The following is an 18,709-nucleotide window of genomic DNA, read 5'->3' on the forward strand; positions in this document are numbered from 1 at the left end:
CCGCGTTTTACCGGTATAATCGAAGCAAAGGAGGGAAATCACATGAGATGGAGAGTGCTCTCGTACAGCTTGATCGTGCTTGGCCTTGTCGTGCTGGTTGCGCCCAAATGGATGGAATGGCGGTCGGACTGGGAGATGAACAAGCTGCTGCGGGAGGCCGATCATTTGGTGCAGCCGAAAGGGGCCATCGTTGATACTTCGGTTATCTCCGGCTACGAGCGCGTGTCCAACCTGCTCGCGCAAGTAAGCACGCGTCCCGAAGAGGACGAGCCCTCCGTGCCGGCCGAAACGGAAGCGGCTGCGCTCCCCGTGCCCGCCGCTGCAAACGAAGCAGACGTCCGGGAAGCGGCGCCGCAGGCTGTGGCCGACAAACCGAGAGAGAAAGCGATCGCGGTCATTGAAATCGGCTCGATCGGCGTCAAGCTCCCGGTGCTGGAGGGAGCGACGGAAGCGAATATGAGCGCTGCCGCCACCCATATGACGGAGACCGCACCGCTCGGCGAAGTCGGTAACGCCGCCATCGCCGCGCACCGGGCGCGCACGAAGGGGCGGTTGTTTAACCGTCTCGACGAAGTGAAAGTGGGCGATTCGATTCTCATTCGAACGGCCAACGCGACATACGAGTATACCGTTTACGAGACGCTGCTCGTGGCGCCCGACGATGTATCCGTGCTGGAGAGCGACGGGAAGGAGAAGCGGCTTACTTTGATTACGTGTGATCCGGTCGTAAATGCAACACACCGTCTTATTGTACATGCGAAGATGGAATAGATGTATTTATCCCAGAACTTTTACGATACCCTCCAACTTCTCCATCCCCCGCCGCTCGGCATGTCGGGCTTCGGACAACGCGCGGACCGCATCGCGGATTGCTTCATCTTCGCGAATATGCTGAAACTTTCGCGTATGAAACGGAAAAAGCCTCGCGACGACGTCCAGCTGCTGCGCCGCCGTATCGTACCAGTCCGCCGCTTCCCGCAGCCGGTCGGCATACGGCTCGCCAAGCCGGTCGGCCGCCTCCTTCAGAAACAACGCCGCCAGCATACGGCTCTCCTGCCAGCACGCCGCATTGTACGCGGTTCCGAAGCCGTCGGCACGGTGGTTCTCCAAGGCGCGAATCCACGTGCCATAGCCGGAGTCCCCCGTATGAAACCCTTCCATTACCCATTTGCGCGGAGCTTTGGCAAACTCCAATGCGAATTCGAGCGACTCCTTGACGACGGCTTTGTCGTCGGAGCTGTAGGCGCGCTCCACCGTATACAGCTCGAGCAGGCCGGTTTGAGCCGCTCCCAAATCGTCCCATTGCTTGAAACCCTGGCTGATCGCATAGTCGCCGTGAACCATCAGCCTGCCGTTCGCATCCTCCAGCACGGAAAAACGGTCGCCGTTTGCCTCATCGACAATAATCCAGCAGCCGAAACGGCGTTCAATGCGGACATGTCCGGACAGCTCGAAGCCCCGCATGGAGAAAGCTTGCCGATGCGCGGAAGAAAACAGGCCGTCCGAGAGTTCGGCTCTCCTCTCCTGCACCAGATCGAACCTGTATTCAGCCGTCCCGATTCCGGAATAAAAGTAGCCGTACTGATTGTAGCCGTTAATGACATAATATTCGGCCAGGCCGAGCTCCCAGCCGTAACACGGAAGTCCGTCGTCGAGCGCTTGCTTCGCCGTTTCCCAAGCCAGCTTTTGTTTCGATTGGAATTGCGGGTCGCTTCGCCGTGCAAATACCCCGGAGATGCCGTAGCCGAGATTGTGGCCCAGCAGCCTTACCATTTCCGTATTCCAGGCTGTCGGACCTGCTGCCGATACAGTATCGTTTACGTTCAGGACGAACGCGTGGCCGCTGCCGCCGGATAACCAGGCGTCGGACATTCCGATGCCAAGAAAGTCGGTACACCCTTTGATCGCCCCGATATGCGTCGCCCAGAAAGGACGCCACAAAAGCTTCTCGTGCTTGATAGCCAACCCGTTCACGCTCCTCAGCCCATTTGAATCCAGTATACAGGATCGGTACGCCATATAGTGTCCTACCCGTTTGCAGCGCTAGACTAAATCTTGGACGGCCGGGGCTTTCATGTACTCTCTATACTGAATCGCAAACATGCTGGCGTACAGGCCGCCTTGCTCAAGCAGTTGAAGGTGGTTCCCCATTTCGGCGATCCGCCCTTGATCCATCACTACGATCAAATCCACATCGAGAACGGTCGACAGCCGGTGCGCGATAACGAGCGTAGTCCGGTTTTGCATCAGCGTCCGCAGCGCCCTCTGAATCGAAGCCTCCGATTCGGAATCGAGGGCGGAGGTCGCCTCGTCCAGCAGCAGCACCGGGGCGTTCCGAAGCAGCGCCCGGGCGATCGAGATTTTTTGCTTTTGTCCGCCGGACAGCCGGATTCCCCGTTCACCGACCTCTGTTTCGTATCCTTGCGGCAGCTCCATGATGAACCGGTGCGCTTCCGCCGCTATAGCCGCCTGGGTAATGTCCTCATCCGTTGCTCCGCTTCGGCCTAGCGCGATATTGGAGCGGATCGAACCGCTGAACAGAAACGTCTCTTGAGGCACGAGAGAGAGATAGTTCCGCTTACGGTCTGCCGATTCACCGAGCCTTTGTCCGTCGATCAGGATCATCCCGGCATTTACCTCGTACAAACCAAGCGTCAGATTAAAAACGGTGCTTTTGCCTGCTCCGCTTGGTCCGACGAACGCAACTGTTTTGCCGGCGGGAATATACAAATCGAAATGTTTCAGTATGGTACGGTTCGTATCGTATGCGAAGGAAACGTTCTCATAACGGATTCCGTCCGTCAAGGCTGGCGCGCTGTCCGTCGCAGCGGAGGGAGCCTGAATGGCTGCCGGTTCCCGCATAACCTGAAAAATGCGCTCCGCCGCAGCGAGCGACCGCTGAAATCCCGCCCACGTCCCGGCCATGCTCGAGAACGGTCCGATCAGACCCTGAGTCAGCGAAATGAAAGCGACGAGTTCCCCGATGGACAGCTCCTGGCGAACGATGAGGAGCGAGCCGATGCCTAGCACTATGATTTGGGCGGCGATGCTGATTCCGGTCGAGCCAGCCTGCAAGCCCGCCTTCAATCGTCCCTCTTTCAACTGAAGTCCCCGAAGCCTATCATTTTGCCTGCGAAATCCCCGCGACCGATCGCTTTCCAGTCCGAACGCTCGGATGACCAAATGCCCGGCGAACGAATCGTTTACATATTCGGTTTGTTTGCCAGTCAGCTCTTGAATGTGTCGCCCGTTCCGTCGCATGAGCCGGCCGAAGCTATGGGCCAGCACCGCAGTGAGCGGACCCAGCATAAGGGCGATTAACGCCAGCGGAGGATGGATCGTCACCAAATAGGCAAACGAGGCTGCCGCCCATAAAGGCTGCCGGATCAAGCTGAGCAGATTTCCTCCGATCGCTCCGCCGATTTGCCCTACATCTTGAGTCATTCGGGCGACGAGATCCCCCGAATGATGGCTCGTATAATACCGGGTGGGCAGCTTGATAAGGTGGGCGAACAGATCGTTTGCCAGGCTCGTTTTGACCTTGCTTGTTGCCAGCGACTCCAAGTACATATTCATATACTGCACCGTCATCATGACAATAACAAGGATAGAGCCAAGTGCGAAATAGGTACGTACCGTTGATTCATCCCCGCTGACCGCCGCGTTCGTAATCGTCTGAAAAAACCACGTAAACAGCAATCCGTCGGCGATGCCGGCAAGCAACACTAGAGCCAAACAAAAGTAGATGAACCAAAATCGCCCGACATAGGGCAGCAGCAATTGAACGAATACCGGCTTGCTCACGCGCTTGGGCATCGGAACGCCTCCAATCGTATTGGCCCGCGACTGGTCAATCTTGCAGCAGCACTTGTTCCGTCAAAGCGAAATAGCTTCGCATCTTCTCTTTATCCAGCAAATAATAATGCCTTTGCTCCGATTTGCGTATGCGCACCGCGTCGAGCCCGTAAAAAAAGCTCATATGGTAGGAAATCGCCGCCGGAGTCAAATTCATCTTCTTCGCCAGCTCCTGAGCGTACCACGGCCGCTGAGCGAGCGCCTCGATAATCGCGATCCGTTTCGGGTCGGAGAGCAGCTTGAGAAACAGCTCCGCCTGCTTGCGCTGCGGCTTGCCGCCGAGAAATCGGTCAAGATGAACCCCTATCCGGATCCAGTTGTGCGCCTCATCCTGCCGAACATGCGAATGCATGTCGCTGCACGCCTGATCGAATAGGCTGATGTGAATCCGGGTAGGCCGCACAAGGGCGTCTTCTGATATACCGATCAAGTATGCTTCGAGAAAATGGTCGGGGTGCTGCTTGTAATAATCGTTATATTTCTCAGCGCCTTTTCCGGATAAGAGGGCGATCTGTTCCTCGAGCGGTTTGTACACATGCTCGTAAAACGTTCTCAGCAGCATCAAAAATCGGACCTTCGTTTCGTCCGGAAACTTCAAGCATTCGCGCAGCCGGCCGGCTAATTGTTGGTCCGGCGCAGCGGCCTGATCCAGCACATGTAACAGAAAATCCCGGTCGTTACGCGTTTCCTCCCACGACCGGCCGGCCAGCAAGGCGGGGAGCTGCTGCTTAAATACGGACTTGACCATTTGGGCGACTAACGGTATGGGGGCAAGCTGTTCCACGGCGTGCAAACCGTCCGGGACGGCAAGCGGAGACGGACTGGCAAACGCAACGGTTGCGATCGCTTCATCGCCCAGCGGCGTTTGGTTTGGCGCATGTCCGAAAAAGTAAACAAGCTCATCCCGCATAAAACGGGACAGATGTTCGTCCATTCGCTCGATTAGCCCGATCTGTTCCAGCTTCTCCCCATGCTCCTGAAAAGCTTGGCGGACCTGGGCTTGATTGGCAATGATGGAGAGCGCAGTCCAATATTCAAACAGAGGGTTAAACACAAACGTAAGATCGGGCCGAGTAGAAGGGGGAGGCATTTAGTGCACACTCCTTTATTAAAAATATATTTAACTATAATTTAATTAGTTAAATTTATATTTAACTATTACATCAAAAGATACTACGGGTCCATGGGATTGTCAATCATTACCTGTTCATGGCCCGCAGCTTTTTTTCCAGCCTAAACTTCATCATAGTGCCGAGCCAGCTCGGCGACAAAACGCGAAACGGGTACGGAATCGATAGCAGAAAGCCGATCAAACGCTCTACGCTGTCGTACCGAACGCGAAACGTACGGTTCCCCAGATCGACCGCGTCCAATCGAAAGGCTTCCGCTATGCCGGCTGCTTCGAACTGGATGTCCGCGTAGTACGGCTCCGAACTCGGCATAACAGCGGCTGTTGCTGCGGCCTGAATCGCGCTTTCCATGTGCCGCTCCGTCTCCCGGCGCCCAGCGTCCGGCAGCGATAACGCCGCAGAGGGAGCACCGTCTCCGGCCAGTCGTTCCAGCCTGCGGAACAGTTCGCCGAGACCGAATTGGTCTTCTTCGGGTTTCATGCCGAAATAGGTCGAAAGCTGCCGGAGCGCCAGTCTTTGTTCCGCCGTAATCGTAGTTGCCGGCAATTGAAACGAAGCTTCCTCGTAACGGTACCCTTTGCGCCTCGGACAGTAGACGACCGGGGCTTCCAGAGAGTCGCGCAAATATTCGATATCCCGCGACGCCTGGCGGACGGATATGTTAAATTTCTCCGCGATACCGGGGCCGTTCGGATAACGGCGTTCGCGAATTTGTTTGTCGATCCATAGCAGGCGGTGCCAGTTGCTCATCGGGCATCTCTCCCGTCAGGTCGTTCCAATTGCGGCTAACCGGCCTCCGCACGCGCCTAATGCCGCGGAGACCGACTGGAAACGGTCAAGAATGGACCGGGCAATCGGCAGGGGCGGACAAGATCGTCTCCAGCCTAACGCGCAGCGCCGTTTCGTCGATGGAGTCGGTCCAATAATCTTTCATCGCTTCATGCAGCGGCCGAAGCCCGCCCGGAGGGAGCTGCAGCTCGCCGAGCTTGCGGAAGCTCGGGATTATGTCGCGGTACAGCTGGAAGCGGGACGGCCTGTTCAGCGTATCAACCGCGGCGACCGGCGCTTCCGCAGCAGGCTTCAGGGCCGGGATGCATAGGGTGCGCTCGCGAAGCAGCCGCTGGGCGCGGGGCGATGCCAGGTAAACGGCGAGGCAATCCGCTTCCGTCCGGTGCTTGGACTGTTTGTTTACGGCTATTCCGGTAACGGTCATAAGGGTCCTTGGATCGCTGATGTACGGCACGGACGATATATCGTACTCGATGCCTGTGGCGGCGAACCGGTTCAGCGACTCGTAGCCGGTCATAATCATCGAAGTGCGCTCCTGCATGAACAAGGTGCCGATATCGTTGTCGGAGCCGTACAGCGGATGGGGGAAGAGAGCCTGATTCCCGATGATGTCTTTGCTGATTCGAATGCCGCTCATCCAGTTCACTACCTTGCGTTGTTCGCCATCCTGCGGTCTGCCGGACGGTAGATGCCGCCCGCTTTGCAGCAGGAAGATCGGCCAGCGGTCGTCCATATGTACCTGAAAATGCAGGCCGAAGCGTTGTCCGGGAACCGTCAGCTTTGTCGCATTCGCCGCCGCGATGTCCCATGTCCAGCCGGCGTCCGGCTCCATTAAGCCGGCTTCGCGAAAATGCTTCCTGTTGTAGGCGAGCACGACGGGCGAGAACGATAGCGGCTCGGCGTACAGCACGCCGCCGCGGGTAAACGAACCGGCGAGGAACGGATAATATTGCTCGCTTCCTGAACGCGGTAAGAGCAAATCCGCGAAGCCGCCGTCGGCGATTTCGCTAAAGTGCCAGTCCCTAACAGTAAACACGTCCAGTAAGGCATTGTCGAGGCAGGGGCGCAGTGTCTCCATAAACTGGCTGCTGGAATGAAGAGCGACAACCTCAACGCGAATCGAAGGATGCAGCTTGTGGAAGTCGTCCAGAAGCGGGGACAAGATCAGTGTCTTTTCATTCGTCGAATAACAGCCCATTACGATCGTAACGGCAGGCTCCGCCTCGGACAGGAGAGGAGCGGCCGTCACCATGCTGCCGACACGCGGTATTTTCTCGATAAGCCCCTCGGACATAAGCAGCTCAAGTCCTTTGCGGACCGTTTTGTTGCTGAGCCGGAACTGGGCGGCGAGCGTTTTTTCGGGAGGAAGATACGTCCCGTGTTTATATTTGCCGGTAGCGATCCCGTCGCGCAGCTGATCGATCATTTCGTTCAAGCGGGAACGAAACGTTCTTCTGCCGGATTCCGTAGTGCTCATTCACGTCTCCAACCTTTGCTTGATCTATAGGAATTGATGCGTATTTCCAGAATGGGCTATGGTTTATGATAGCAAATGAAACAGCCGATTGTACAGCACATTGGTTCCCTTTCGCGGAACTAGCGGGCCGAGCGGATCGCTATGGAACAAAAATAATTAGATTGACACGTTGATTCGCTCGATTTATGATGATTGTACATCAAGGGGAATTACATAATGGATAAGGGATGATCTGGTAAGTAGAGCTGATCTTATGCCGGGTTGTGTCGAATCGGGGGAATCAAGGGGAATTAAAAAAGAAAAGGAGAGATGCAAATGCGATACCGCACTGCCGCAGCAGCGGTTACCGCCGGAATCTTATGTGCGTCGCTTGCGGCCGGATGCAGCCGGAGCGCAAATATGGGGAGCGACACCGCCACACCGGTGAAAAAGGAAGCGCCTCCGGCGCACCTCGTCATCCATTCGATGAGCGGCTGGACCGAGGCGTTATTCGACGAACGGTTCGGAAATGCGATCCGCAAAAAATTTCCTCAGCATACGTTCACTTACATCCAGAGCGCTAAGGGATCGACATATCCGGATCTGATCGCAGCCGGACAGGCGATCGACATCGTCTGGGAATCGGTCGGCTTATTCCCGCAAGGACCGATGCAATACGGCTTGCAATACGACATGACCGAGCTGATGAAGCTGAGGGGCGTCGATACGAGCCGGATCGAGCCGACTCTGCTCGATGCGATGAAGGTCATGTCCGGAGGAGGCAAAATGTATGCGCTTCCGGTACTCAACAATACCGTCATGTTGTACTACAACAAAGATATTTTCGACAAGTTCGGCGTCACGTATCCGAAGGACGGCATGACATGGGACGACGTGCTTGATCTGAATACCCGGCTTTCGCGCACCGACGGCTCGGTCCAATATGCGGGACTCGGCCTAGGCCATTTTTTCACGACCAACTCGCTCTCTTTGCCTTTTGTCGATCCGCAGACGCAAAAGCCGGCGATTTCGGACCCGGGATGGAAAACGCTTTACCAGGTCTATATGCGGATGGCGGAAACGCAAACGTTCAAGGACAAGGTGCGAAAGGAAAATAAAGTGCCCGACGTGAACGCCTTCGTCAAAAACAAAGACGTCGCGATGCTGGCTGCGCTGGCCAACACCCACACCAACCCGGATTTTTCGTCGCTCAATTGGGACGCGGTTTCCTACCCCGTATTCAAGGAGAAGCCGAACACCGGGCCGCAATCTTACCCGACTTACTTCGGCCTATCGGCGATCAGCAAAAATAAGGAGCAGGCGATGGACGTCATTCAGTATCTGGTGTCGGACGAATACCAGACCGAGCTGTCGAAGAAGGGCGCGCTGCCGGTTATCAAGACACAAGGCGTGAAGGACGCGTTCGCCAAAGATACGCCATACGCAGGGAAAAATGTAAAAGCGGCTTTCTACGATCAGTTCGCTCCGATTTCACCCCGGACGATCTATGACGGTCCCGTAGAGAAAGCGTATTCCTCGGAAATCATCAAGTTAATGCTGGGCGAAACCGATCTGAATACGGCGTTACGCGCGATGGAGGAAGCGGCGGACAAAGCCATTGCCAATCTGAAAAAATAAATCGCGGATTTCGGCGCGAAAGGGAGCATGGAGAATGGGCGGAGTAGAAACGGGGCGGTACGTAAGGCTGCTGGAGAGATGGATTCGCGGGGCGAAGCCGTATTTGTACGTTTGTCCGGATCGGCCGGAGCTGACCTGCTACGGCACAGGTGTCAATACATGGGGCGTGCAAACGAACCAGAAGGCGTTCACCGCCTTCGCGATGCTGGCCGCGCATCCGGGGTACGACGAAGCGCGCGCTGGCCGAAGCCGCGACTACGTGTTGGACACCGCGCTGCGGCTGCTGCGCTACTGCCTGCATACGCACAAGGAAGGGACGTATACGTGCACGGACGGCACCTCATGGGGGCATACCTGGATCAGCGTTCTCGGTACGGAGCGGATGATGCATGCGGTAGAGGCGATTGAGCCTTTTATGACCGCAGAGGACCGCTCGCTGCTGCGGACGGTGCTGCTGTCCGAAAGCGACTGGCTGCTCGAGCATTACGAGATCGTAGCCGGCTTATACGCGAAGGACGGGAACAACAAGCCGGAGAGCAATTTGTGGAACGGCGCCTTCCTGCACCGCACGGCGGCGATGTACCCGGACGCCCCGAGAGCGGCGTTATACCGGGAGAAGGGTAGCGTCTTTTTGGTGAATGCGATATCGGTGCCGGAAGATGCCGAGAGCGGCGAGATTGTGGACGGGAAACGGATCGCCGAGCGATATGCGGGGGCGAATTTTTTCTCCTCCTATGCGCTTAACCATCACGGCTATTTGAATGTCGGTTATATGGTCATCTGTTTGTCGAACATGGCTATGTACCACTTCGCTTGCAGACGAAATGGCTTCCGTCCGCCCGAATCGCTGTACCGTCATTGGCGTGAGCTGTGGGACGTCGTCAAGCTGTGCACGTTTCCGGACGGTAGGCTCGCGCGGATCGGCGGCGACACGAGAGTGCGCTACACGTACTGCCAGGATTACGTCATTCCGGTGTGGCACATGGCGGCGGACCTCGCGGGCGACCCGGACTGCGAAGGCTTCGAGGCAGGATGGCTGGCGCAGATCGAGTCGGAAATGGAAGCGAGCGGCGACGGGACGTTTCTGTCCTATCGCTGCCGGTCGCTTCAAGAGGCGTCGCCGCTGTATTTCACCCGGCTCGAGTCGGACCGGGCGTGCGTCTTGTCCATGGCGCTCGCATGGCGGGATATGGTACTGGAGAAGCGCGACGGCGGGGAATGCAAGGCTCCGGCTGCGAGCGCGGCAGCGACGGAGGCGGTTTCCGTTACTGCTTACGGGGCGTGGCACGATGACTATCACGGAGCTTACTTGCAGCGCGGCGAACGCAGAATCGCTTCCTGGGTATGGGATGCGGCCGAGAAGCCGCAAGGGCTGTGCTTGCCGCCGGAAGCAAGCGATATGGCGGAATGGAAGGAAAATATGGCCGCGCGGCTTCATGGGCTCGGGCAAATAACGAAGCAGCAGCTGGAAAAGCACGCGGGATGTTCCTTCCCCGGCGGCTTCCTTACCTCGGGCGTCACCACGGTGCGGACGATGGCGCTGCTCGGCGAGGGCGAGCAGGACGAAGATATGGCCCGGAGCCGGATCGTCTGCGCGGCGCTGCCCGACGATGCGACAATGATTGTTCTGCAGCAGGCGACAGCGGTCAAACAGCGAACGTTTATCCGTTCCGTCAAAGGACTGAACCTGCTTATGCCGAACGATGTGTTCAACGGCAACCACCGGACTTATTATACGACGAACGGAAAGCTGTTGCTGCACGGCTACGGAAGCGCCGAGGAGATCGTGCCGACCGGTTCCAGGTGGCTTTGTGTCGACAACAAGCTTGGCGTCATCGCCATTTACGGTACGGACGAAATCGCCATAAGCCGGCCGGGCCTCAGGCAGATCGGCTTATCCGACGGTCCGAAGACGACGGGCATGGAGCGGACGCTTTATGCCGACGTAATCGCCGGACCATGTACAGCCAAGCTGCAATCGTATGCGGCGGGCGATACGATCCTCGATACCGGCTACGTCATGCTATCCGGCAAAACCTGCGACGAGACGGCGAAGCTGGCGGGCGACAGCCGTCTCTTGTCCGCGATTGACTCGGATTCCCCTTATCTTCGCGGCGTAACGGTACGGGGGGCGAACGGCGGCATGTATATGCTGGCGGCCAATTTCGGCGAATCGGACGAAGAGTGGGCGATTGCGATGCCCGCGGCTGGCATCGATGTGGCGAGCGAAGCGGCTATCCGGCCGGATTCGGAGGGGTATTGGAAGCTGCGGCTGGAAGCCGGCGCGGCCCGGCTGCTGCGTCTGCTGCCGCAAGTTTAAGTCAGGCATAAAGAGCCCGAACCGGGCTCTTTTGCATGTTTCGCATACATTTCGGCGTTCGCGGGAAAGCTTCAGAAAGCTGGAACGATCACCAAAACTTGTGAACCGGAAAGGGGCACGCGAAAACGCGAATGAAACGTTTACCTGTAAAAGCGGCGCTGCTGCTGCTTATGCTGCTTGCGGCATGGGGCGGGACGGCGCTGGCGCAAGGCGACGGACCGTATCATTTCGGCTTCAAAAAAAGCAAAAACGGAGCCCCCGCTTCGATCGACGAAGAGGGCTTCAAGGAAGTACTGACCAAGAACGGCGCGCTCTTCCGCATGGAAGGTGAAGCGAAGACGCTGTACCTTACGTTCGACAACGGCTACGAGAACGGGCATACCGTGAAAATTCTCGATACGCTCAAGGCCAAAAATGTGCCGGCTGTATTTTTTGTCACCGGCCACTATATCGAAGACCAGCCCGAGCTGCTGAAGCGGATGGTGCAAGAAGGGCATCTGATCGGCAACCATTCCTGGAGTCACCCCGATATGACGCAAATTTCGGATGAGCGGATGGCGACCGAGCTGGATAAGGTCAAGCAGCAGATTGCGGCGATTACCGGGCAGACGGAGATGAGCTACGTGCGTCCGCCTCGCGGCATTTTTAACGACCGTGTGCTTGATGTAAGCCGCAAGCTCGGGTATACGAATGTGTTCTGGTCGATCGCCTACGTGGATTGGGAGCCGAAAAACCAAAAGGGCGCCCGCTACGCCTACGATAAAGTGGTCAGCCAGCTGCATCCCGGCGCGATCATTCTGCTCCATTCCGTGTCCAAAGACAACGCCGATGCGATGGGCGATATTATCGATCAGGCGCGTGCGCAAGGCTACGAGTTCAAGCGGCTCGATCAAACTTGAACAGGCAAGCAGGAAACTGTCCGGGTATCCGGGCAGTTTTTCGTTTTTCTGCAAAAAGCTCAATATGACAGAGGTTGTCCGCTTTGACGGGTATACTAAAAAAGATCAAAGAAGGAAAGTTTGGCTATAACGATATCCTCATTTTGAAAAATGCTTCATTTGTATTAAAATGTTAGCTGCGCCGTTTTTTCGAGTTCAGGTTTACACAAACTTTAGCAATCGATAAGAAACCGTTTCGCGCCCTCCATGCTACAATAGGGACGTGTCTGGGGAAGGTTGCCCATTTTAAAAGGAGGAACTTTTTTGAATACCGATCATGCTGCATCGGCTCCGGCGCCTTTCGATTTGCAGGGCGTCAAAAGGCTGCCGATTTTGATTTCGCTTCTTATCGGGGCTTTTTTCTCGATACTAAACGAAACGCTGCTAAATATCGCTTTTCCCGAGCTAATGGTCGAGCTGAACGTGTCGGCTCCTACGATGCAATGGCTGGCCACCGGCTATATGCTCGTTGTCGGGGTGCTCGTGCCCGCCTCGGCGCTGCTCGTGCAATGGTTTACGACGCGGCAAATGTTTTTGGGCGCCATGTCATTATTTACAATCGGGACGCTCGTTTGCGGCATTGCGCCGCACTTCTCGATATTGCTCGTAGGCCGTCTGCTGCAGGCGGCGGGCACCGGCCTCATGCTGCCGGTGCTGATGAACACGATTCTCGTGCTGTATCCGCCTGAGAAGCGGGGAGCCGCGATGGGGAGCATCGGCCTCGTCATCATGTTCGCGCCGGCCATCGGACCGACGCTTTCCGGTCTTATTCTGGATTCGCTCGAATGGCGCTGGCTGTTTTACATGGTGCTGCCGTTTGCCGTCTTCTCGATTATTTTTGCTTCCATTTATCTGAAAAACGTGTCGCAGCCGACGAAGCCGAAGGTGGACGTAGTATCCATTCTGCTCTCGACGATCGGCTTCGGCGGCATCGTATACGGGTTCAGCAGCTCGGGTGAAGGACATGGCGGCTGGTCAAGCCCATCCGTGTATGGCACCGTAATCGTGGGCGGCATCTCGCTGCTGCTGTTTACGATCCGGCAGCTCAAGGTGAGGGAGCCGCTTATGGATTTGCGGGCATTCCGCTATCCGATGTTCACCTTGACCGCCCTTATGCTGATCATTATGATGATGACCTTGTTTTCGACGATGGCCCTGCTGCCGTTCCTGTTCCAAGGCGCTCTCGGGATGACCGTATTCGCGTCCGGCCTGATTATGCTGCCGGGCAGCTTGCTGAACGGCTTCATCTCGCCGGTGACGGGCAAGCTGTTCGACAAATTCGGTCCGCGCGCGCTCGTCATTCCGGGCACCGTGTTTCTCGCCATCATCATGTGGTTTTTTACGCAGGTGTCGGTGGATACGTCCAAAACCGTATTTCTCATTTTGCACATTTGTATCATGGTCGCGATCTCGATGATTATGATGCCGACCCAGACGAACGGATTGAACGAACTGGCGCCGCAATATTATCCGCACGGAACGGCGATCTTGAACACGCTGCAGCAGGTAGCCGGAGCGATTGGCGTCGCTTTCTTCATCGGCATCATGACGTCCGGTCAGCGTCACTTTCTCGAAAATTCGACCGATCCGGCCAATCCGGGCCAAATCGCCCAGGCGATGGCGTCCGGCGTGCACAATGCCTTCCTGTACGGCCTCGGCTTTGCCGTACTCGCGGTGGTGCTGTCGCTGTTCATGAAGCGCGTCAAATCGTCCCATGCGCCACATGCCTAAACGGCAAAAGGCCGGGCAGCCCGCCCGCGCAAAAAGGAACACCGATCTGCCTATACGGCGGTCAGGTGTTCCTTTTTTGTTACCTCTATGGAATTCATAAGTTTCGGGGCTCCCCACAAAGTATTTGGAATAAGCTTCGAAGCCTAAACTCCACTTTGTGGGGTTCTCGTAGGATTCAAAACGACTTCACCGTGGCCCCTTCATAAAAACCTCCCTGGAGCAAAATATGCTCGTAAGGCAGGTGGGAATTCGCCATTCGCCATAGCATTCGCTCGGCTGCGCGGATTCCGGATTCGCGAATCATGAGCAGCGGCCGCGTCAGTTCCGGCACGAAGGGATTCTCGGCATGGGCGAGACTGATGAGCGAAATGTCGTCTGGGATGCGTTTGCCGATCGAGCTGCAAGCGTTATAAATCCAGACGAGATCGTGATTGATTGCGCTTAAGATGGCCGTCGGCTCAAAATGATTCAGCTTTTCGATTAACTGCGGATTCCAATTGACTTGCCCTTCCAAACCTCCTGTCATATGATCGTCCGGGGACGCCAGGATCCCCGCTTCGTTCATCGCAGCCACGAACGCCTGCCAGCGCAATACAAACCCTCTGTGATGGCCGATTTTGCCGATGTACATGATCCGGGTATGGCCCTTGGACCGCAGGTAACGCACCGATTCGTGTATCGCTGTCCCGACATCCCAAGCGACGCTATCGACCTTGGCGGCCGGTCCGGGGAAATTGATCAGGATGCGCGGAATCGCATAGCGCAGCAAATGCGCCTCCTGCTCCTGGCCGATCATAGGCGTAATAAAAATACCGTCGCAATATTCCAATTGGTGGATTTTCGCCCAGTTCGCAAGTGTGGCTTTGTTTTCGAGACGATACGGGATCGTCACCGTTTCGATCGAGTGGCCGTATTCCGACAGCTTCTCCTGAAGTCCGCTTAATATCAGATGGATCATATCAAACGTTTGGGTACTGTCGGAGATGACCATTTTGAACCTTAAAGGCTTAAGCGGATGCACCGGTATCCGTTCGACCGCATGAGCGCGTTCCTGATCCTTGCTTCGGTACCCGATCTCCCGCGCGATTTTATGGACATGATTCCGCGTCTCCTCCGACATGCCGGGCAGACCTCGAAGCGCTTTGGACACCGTATGAACCGAAAGCCCCGACTGCTCGGACAAGTCCTGCAAAGTTACCGTTTTCTTCCTCCGCATGTTGAAGCTCCTTTATTTCAATTTCTAATTTGATTGTAGTTAAAATTGAAGTATTTTTCAACTGGAAATGAAGCTTTTATTTCAATACAATCAATTTGAATTTGGGAATGAATACAACTTGGCGCAGGCTTGTTTTGGACTTGGCGGAAGTACAATCAGAAGGGGAGAATCGAATGGCGAAAATGAGAAGATGGTATCGAGCGGGTTATGTACTGACCATCGGCGCGGCTCTGCTGGCCGCCTGCTCGCAAAATGGAGGCGATCCGGGGAAGGCTGCCGGAAGCGAAACGGCCCCCGCACCCGAAACGGGCTTCCCGGAACCGGTTACGCTGCACTATTATACGAACGACAACACAAAGTGGCTGGAGATCGAGCAGAAGCTGATTGCCAGCAAGTTTCCGAACGTAACCTTGAAAGTAACGCTGGAGAAAGAACAGAAGATGGATCAGCTGGCGGCCGTCGGGGAGATCCCGGACTTCCTCTCGTTCAGTCTCGGCTCGTTCTGGGATTTGAAGAACTATGCGCTTGTTTCGGATATGACTCCGCTGATGAAGAAGTACAAGTTCGACGAAAGCCGGTTTATTCCTGGCGTGATGGACGGTGTGCGGTCGTATTCCGACCGGGGCGAGGTGCTGCTGCTGCCGTTCGAGCTGAACAGCAACGTTCTTTTCTACAATAAAGGGATATTCGACAAGTTCGGCGTGACCTATCCGCAAGACGGGATGACCTGGGAACAGATTTCCGAGCTGGCGCGCAAAGTATCCCGAATCGAAGGCGGTACGGAGTATAAAGGCTTTATGTTCCAGCATCAGAATCTGGTATGGAAAAACCAGCTCGGTCTTCCTTTCGTCGATCCCAAGACGAACAAAGCGGCGATCAATACGTCGGAATGGAAAAAATGGCTGGACGTTATGGGCGGATTTTATTTTCTACCGAATAACGACTACAAAAGCTTGACCTTCTACAAGGAACAGACGATTGCCATGTGGACCGGCCCGAATATTGTATCGTCCGTAGTCGAAGCCGCGGCGAGTAACGGTTTGAACTGGGATGTAACCACGCTGCCCCAATTTGCCGACAACCCGAGCGGCGGAACGCAGATGATAGCGCCGTTTTATGCGATTCCTCCGACCAGCAAGCATAAGGACGAGGCGTTCCGGCTGATTGCTTATCTGCTGTCGGAAGAAGTGCAGGTAGCCAAGGCAAGACAGGGAAAGGTGCCGATCGTGAACAGTCCCGCTGCAACGCAGGTGTATGCGGCGGATTTGCCGGGAGTAGCGGGGAAAAATATGGGGGCTTTTCTGAAGGACAAAATCGGGAAACCGGCTGTCGTGACCCCGTATGACGGCATCGCCAAGGACGTCTTTTACAAGACGGCGTTAGGCAAAGATTTTTATACCCGCGCCAAAGACGTCAATACGATTCTTCGCGAAACGGAAGAAGAAATTAACCGGAAGATCGCGGAAATGCCGCGGAAGTAAATTGGCAGCTTCGATGCGATTTGTAAACGATTGCAATTACAAAGATGCGAATGTAAGTTCTGGGCAGCCATACTTCGATTCAGAATAATATCGCCTTCGAGCCCTTGTAAAATCCCGAGGCAGCCGCAACTGCGGCGGTTGTATGCACAGGTGTAAGTGTTCCGGAGTCGCCGGGGAGGCGCATTTCTAGCCGCCTTCCCCGGCCATACCGGATTTTCGCCGTATTATTTATTCTTGAATTCGGAGATCGCTTTAGCCGCTTCCTCCTCGGCCGAGCGCAACGCGGTGTTCAAATCGCTCTCTCCAAGAGAGGCTGCTTTGAAATACTTCTGGTAGATCGCATTAAGCTGCGAATAGTAGGCCGGTCTGAGCGCAAGCGGCGCGAATTTGTACTCGACGAGCGCATTCCAGTTACGATCCTTGTATACGGAGTCTTTGCCCAGCTCCTTCTTGACCGCATCGGACGTAACGATCGGCGTGCGATCATCGCCGCATCCTTTCTCCTTGTGTGAAATTCCAGAATTAATTAGATTTGTTTCATAATTCGATAAACGGATTGTTCCAGAATATATTAGAAAAATTAGTATATTCATTTTTTTGAACAAATATACAAAAAAAACAAGGTCAGCCATGAAAAAAATTTGCCTGACTTTGTTTTTGTTTGGAGTTGACTCATTTGCGACTCTTGCTAAATCGTCCAACTATTTATCAATATGGATCTAAAATTGGATATTTACATAGACTAGCTGCGGTTAATCACAGGGGAATCAGGGATCTTGATTTAAAGTATCCCCGACTAGAGTGTGTCTTCAAACCTAATTTAACCATAACAAAATAGAGGCCAGCAATAAAAAGGCCGCAAAAGTACAGGTGAGCTTATCGCAACGAGTAGCCAGTCTGCGATATGTTAAAGTTTGTTGAATAAACATTCCACAAGATGGCGTTCTTTGTAAAGCCACCAATCGCACTTTCGCTGGACTTTTCGAAGTTTCCGACTCGGAATGACGGCGATCGCTTGCTGCTTCTCAATGAGTTCCAGAATGTTGTTCATGTCATAACCTCGATCGGCAATCACCGTCTTGCCGGCTAGATCCATATCTTGAAGCATTTCATTGCCTTTCACACAGTCGTGGCTATTGCCAGCGGTCAGTTCATAGCGTAGCGGATTACTAAGTGCATCTATGATGGCATGAATTTTGGTCGTTATTCCGCCTCTGGAGCGTCCGACTGCTTGGAATTGTTGCCCACTTTTGAACCCGAACCATGCTGGTGAACGCGGACGATGGTGGCATCTATCATGATATGTTCAAAATCAGGAGAAACGGAAACATGCTTCAGGATTTCATCCCATATGCCCGCAATCTGCCGGCGACGGAAACGCGTATTTACCGTCTTCCATGAGCCGTAACGTCGGGTAGGTCTCGCAATGGTGCTCCGGACCTCGCAACCCAAAGCATAGCGTTCAACATGATACGGTTGTCTTTCGCAATTCGTCCGCCTTGACGTTTACGTTCTGGTGGTAGTAAATCTTTAATTTGATTCCACTGATCATCTCGTATTTCGTATCGTCTTCTCATAGGAGAAGTTTACCATGTTTCAGGATGGATTTATAGTTTGAAGACACGCTCTAGATGACGAAGAAACGGTTTTGAAGAAGTTTTTTAATTCCTTGAGGCCAAGTCTGAACAAAGACCAAACCCCAATAATATAATTTATTCAACTTTCGCAGCAACAAAATAGGTCGAATCCCTTGTGGTTCTAAGAGCCAAAGCCTCTTTTTCTATTGATTGACAAAAAAACACCCTCTTTGTTTGATATCATGGAAGTGTCGAGCAACCATGCAAACAAAGAAAGGTGTGTAATCTCAATGGTACACCATCGTTCCCTATCTGACCAGTCTCGTTTTTCTTCCGTGTTCCATTCTCTTCAAATCGGCAAGTTGCTTCGCGAGGCGGGGATTCGAAAATCTTTTGGTCTCCCTGCACTTGCTGTTTTTCAGTTGCTGTTTTCGCTTGTCTTTGAGGGTAGGAATTGGTTTCGTTTATTAGAAAGCAGCCGCGGATCTTCTTTGCCAGGCAAGGATGTCGTTTACCGTTTCTTGAACCATCCGCACTTTGCATGGCGGGATTTTCTTCATTCGCTATGCTTGTCGGTG

The 18,709-nt window shown here is 54.6% G+C and carries 14 protein-coding genes and 2 pseudogenes; 7 read left to right on the forward strand and 9 right to left on the reverse strand.

The window, feature by feature from the left end; genetic code table 11:
• The first annotated feature begins 42 nt into the window (after positions 1 to 42).
• Positions 43 to 771, forward strand: coding sequence for a class D sortase (locus D7M11_RS18840; RefSeq protein ID WP_120748787.1), 729 nt, complete (start codon positions 43 to 45; stop codon positions 769 to 771).
• 6 nt (positions 772 to 777) lie between these two features.
• Here D7M11_RS18840 and D7M11_RS18845 read toward each other — a convergent pair whose 3' ends face one another.
• The 5 genes from D7M11_RS18845 to D7M11_RS18865 all read right to left on the reverse strand — a co-directional run bounded on the left by D7M11_RS18845 (position 778) and on the right by D7M11_RS18865 (position 7,251).
• Positions 778 to 1,965: a hypothetical protein gene (locus D7M11_RS18845; protein ID WP_120748788.1), complete on the reverse strand. Its 1,188-nt coding sequence runs from the start codon at positions 1,963 to 1,965 to the stop codon at positions 778 to 780.
• A gap of 78 nt (positions 1,966 to 2,043) precedes the next feature.
• Complete coding sequence (locus D7M11_RS18850) at positions 2,044 to 3,816, reverse strand: ABC transporter ATP-binding protein (RefSeq protein WP_120748789.1); 1,773 nt, start codon at positions 3,814 to 3,816, stop codon at positions 2,044 to 2,046.
• Between the two features lie 34 nt (positions 3,817 to 3,850).
• The gene (locus D7M11_RS18855) at positions 3,851 to 4,945 is read right to left on the reverse strand and encodes an ArsR/SmtB family transcription factor (RefSeq protein ID WP_120748790.1); all 1,095 of its coding nucleotides are present in this window, start codon (positions 4,943 to 4,945) and stop codon (positions 3,851 to 3,853) included.
• A gap of 109 nt (positions 4,946 to 5,054) precedes the next feature.
• The gene (locus D7M11_RS18860) at positions 5,055 to 5,735 is read right to left on the reverse strand and encodes an HTH domain-containing protein (RefSeq protein WP_120748791.1); all 681 of its coding nucleotides are present in this window, start codon (positions 5,733 to 5,735) and stop codon (positions 5,055 to 5,057) included.
• 85 nt (positions 5,736 to 5,820) lie between these two features.
• Positions 5,821 to 7,251, reverse strand: a complete 1,431-nt coding sequence (locus tag D7M11_RS18865) for an extracellular solute-binding protein (protein WP_120748792.1) — start codon at positions 7,249 to 7,251, stop codon at positions 5,821 to 5,823.
• A 315-nt stretch (positions 7,252 to 7,566) separates the two neighbouring features.
• On the opposite strand from D7M11_RS18865, the gene D7M11_RS18870 reads away from it, so the two are divergent.
• From D7M11_RS18870 to D7M11_RS18885, 4 genes are all read left to right on the forward strand, one after another.
• The gene (locus D7M11_RS18870) at positions 7,567 to 8,868 is read left to right on the forward strand and encodes an ABC transporter substrate-binding protein (protein ID WP_158606712.1); all 1,302 of its coding nucleotides are present in this window, start codon (positions 7,567 to 7,569) and stop codon (positions 8,866 to 8,868) included.
• Positions 8,869 to 8,902: 34 nt separating this feature from the next.
• Positions 8,903 to 11,188, forward strand: a complete 2,286-nt coding sequence (locus D7M11_RS18875; protein ID WP_120748794.1) for a hypothetical protein — start codon at positions 8,903 to 8,905, stop codon at positions 11,186 to 11,188.
• A gap of 131 nt (positions 11,189 to 11,319) precedes the next feature.
• Positions 11,320 to 12,087 carry a delta-lactam-biosynthetic de-N-acetylase gene (gene pdaA / locus D7M11_RS18880; protein WP_120748795.1) on the forward strand — a complete coding sequence of 256 codons (768 nt, stop codon included), beginning with the start codon at positions 11,320 to 11,322 and terminating at the stop codon, positions 12,085 to 12,087.
• A 345-nt stretch (positions 12,088 to 12,432) separates the two neighbouring features.
• Positions 12,433 to 13,857, forward strand: a complete 1,425-nt coding sequence (locus D7M11_RS18885; protein ID WP_420818434.1) for an MDR family MFS transporter — start codon at positions 12,433 to 12,435, stop codon at positions 13,855 to 13,857.
• A 175-nt stretch (positions 13,858 to 14,032) separates the two neighbouring features.
• Here the strand turns inward: D7M11_RS18885 and D7M11_RS18890 are convergent, their stop codons facing one another.
• Positions 14,033 to 15,073 carry a LacI family DNA-binding transcriptional regulator gene (locus tag D7M11_RS18890; RefSeq protein WP_120748797.1) on the reverse strand — a complete coding sequence of 347 codons (1,041 nt, stop codon included), beginning with the start codon at positions 15,071 to 15,073 and terminating at the stop codon, positions 14,033 to 14,035.
• A 173-nt stretch (positions 15,074 to 15,246) separates the two neighbouring features.
• Here D7M11_RS18890 and D7M11_RS18895 point away from each other — a divergent pair, with 173 nt between their 5' ends.
• Positions 15,247 to 16,554, forward strand: a complete 1,308-nt coding sequence (locus D7M11_RS18895; RefSeq protein WP_158606713.1) for an ABC transporter substrate-binding protein — start codon at positions 15,247 to 15,249, stop codon at positions 16,552 to 16,554.
• Positions 16,555 to 16,778: 224 nt separating this feature from the next.
• Here the strand turns inward: D7M11_RS18895 and D7M11_RS18900 are convergent, their stop codons facing one another.
• The 3 genes and pseudogenes from D7M11_RS18900 to D7M11_RS38115 form a co-directional block, all read right to left on the reverse strand.
• Positions 16,779 to 17,147 (reverse strand): hypothetical protein, encoded by a 369-nt coding sequence (locus tag D7M11_RS18900; protein ID WP_205127077.1) that lies wholly within the window; start codon positions 17,145 to 17,147, stop codon positions 16,779 to 16,781.
• A gap of 314 nt (positions 17,148 to 17,461) precedes the next feature.
• Positions 17,462 to 17,776 (reverse strand): annotated as a pseudogene (locus D7M11_RS37140) (transposase); the annotation flags it as partial.
• 163 nt (positions 17,777 to 17,939) lie between these two features.
• Positions 17,940 to 18,131 (reverse strand): transposase, encoded by a 192-nt coding sequence (locus D7M11_RS38115; RefSeq protein ID WP_205127078.1) that lies wholly within the window; start codon positions 18,129 to 18,131, stop codon positions 17,940 to 17,942.
• A 290-nt stretch (positions 18,132 to 18,421) separates the two neighbouring features.
• Here D7M11_RS38115 and D7M11_RS37150 point away from each other — a divergent pair.
• Positions 18,422 to 18,709, forward strand: a pseudogene (locus D7M11_RS37150) (IS4 family transposase); the annotation flags it as partial.

It is taken from the genome of Paenibacillus ginsengarvi (assembly GCF_003626695.1).
In the GTDB taxonomy this organism is placed as follows: Bacteria; Bacillota; Bacilli; order Paenibacillales; family NBRC-103111; genus Paenibacillus_AB; species Paenibacillus_AB ginsengarvi.

What these genes read in the sequence shown, in the direction of transcription:
- D7M11_RS18840 (WP_120748787.1), top strand. Translation starts at nt 43, where the DNA reads ATGAGATGGAGAGTGCTCTCGTACAGCTTGATCGTGCTTGGCCTTGTC.
- D7M11_RS18850 (WP_120748789.1), bottom strand. Translation starts at nt 3,816, where the DNA reads ATGCCCAAGCGCGTGAGCAAGCCGGTATTCGTTCAATTGCTGCTGCCC.
- D7M11_RS18855 (WP_120748790.1), bottom strand. Translation starts at nt 4,945, where the DNA reads ATGCCTCCCCCTTCTACTCGGCCCGATCTTACGTTTGTGTTTAACCCT.
- D7M11_RS18860 (WP_120748791.1), bottom strand. Translation starts at nt 5,735, where the DNA reads ATGAGCAACTGGCACCGCCTGCTATGGATCGACAAACAAATTCGCGAA.
- D7M11_RS18865 (WP_120748792.1), bottom strand. Translation starts at nt 7,251, where the DNA reads ATGAGCACTACGGAATCCGGCAGAAGAACGTTTCGTTCCCGCTTGAAC.
- D7M11_RS18870 (WP_158606712.1), top strand. Translation starts at nt 7,567, where the DNA reads ATGCGATACCGCACTGCCGCAGCAGCGGTTACCGCCGGAATCTTATGT.
- D7M11_RS18875 (WP_120748794.1), top strand. Translation starts at nt 8,903, where the DNA reads ATGGGCGGAGTAGAAACGGGGCGGTACGTAAGGCTGCTGGAGAGATGG.
- pdaA (WP_120748795.1), top strand. Translation starts at nt 11,320, where the DNA reads ATGAAACGTTTACCTGTAAAAGCGGCGCTGCTGCTGCTTATGCTGCTT.
- D7M11_RS18890 (WP_120748797.1), bottom strand. Translation starts at nt 15,073, where the DNA reads ATGCGGAGGAAGAAAACGGTAACTTTGCAGGACTTGTCCGAGCAGTCG.
- D7M11_RS18895 (WP_158606713.1), top strand. Translation starts at nt 15,247, where the DNA reads ATGGCGAAAATGAGAAGATGGTATCGAGCGGGTTATGTACTGACCATC.
- D7M11_RS18900 (WP_205127077.1), bottom strand. Translation starts at nt 17,147, where the DNA reads ATGAATATACTAATTTTTCTAATATATTCTGGAACAATCCGTTTATCG.
- D7M11_RS38115 (WP_205127078.1), bottom strand. Translation starts at nt 18,131, where the DNA reads ATGAGAAGACGATACGAAATACGAGATGATCAGTGGAATCAAATTAAA.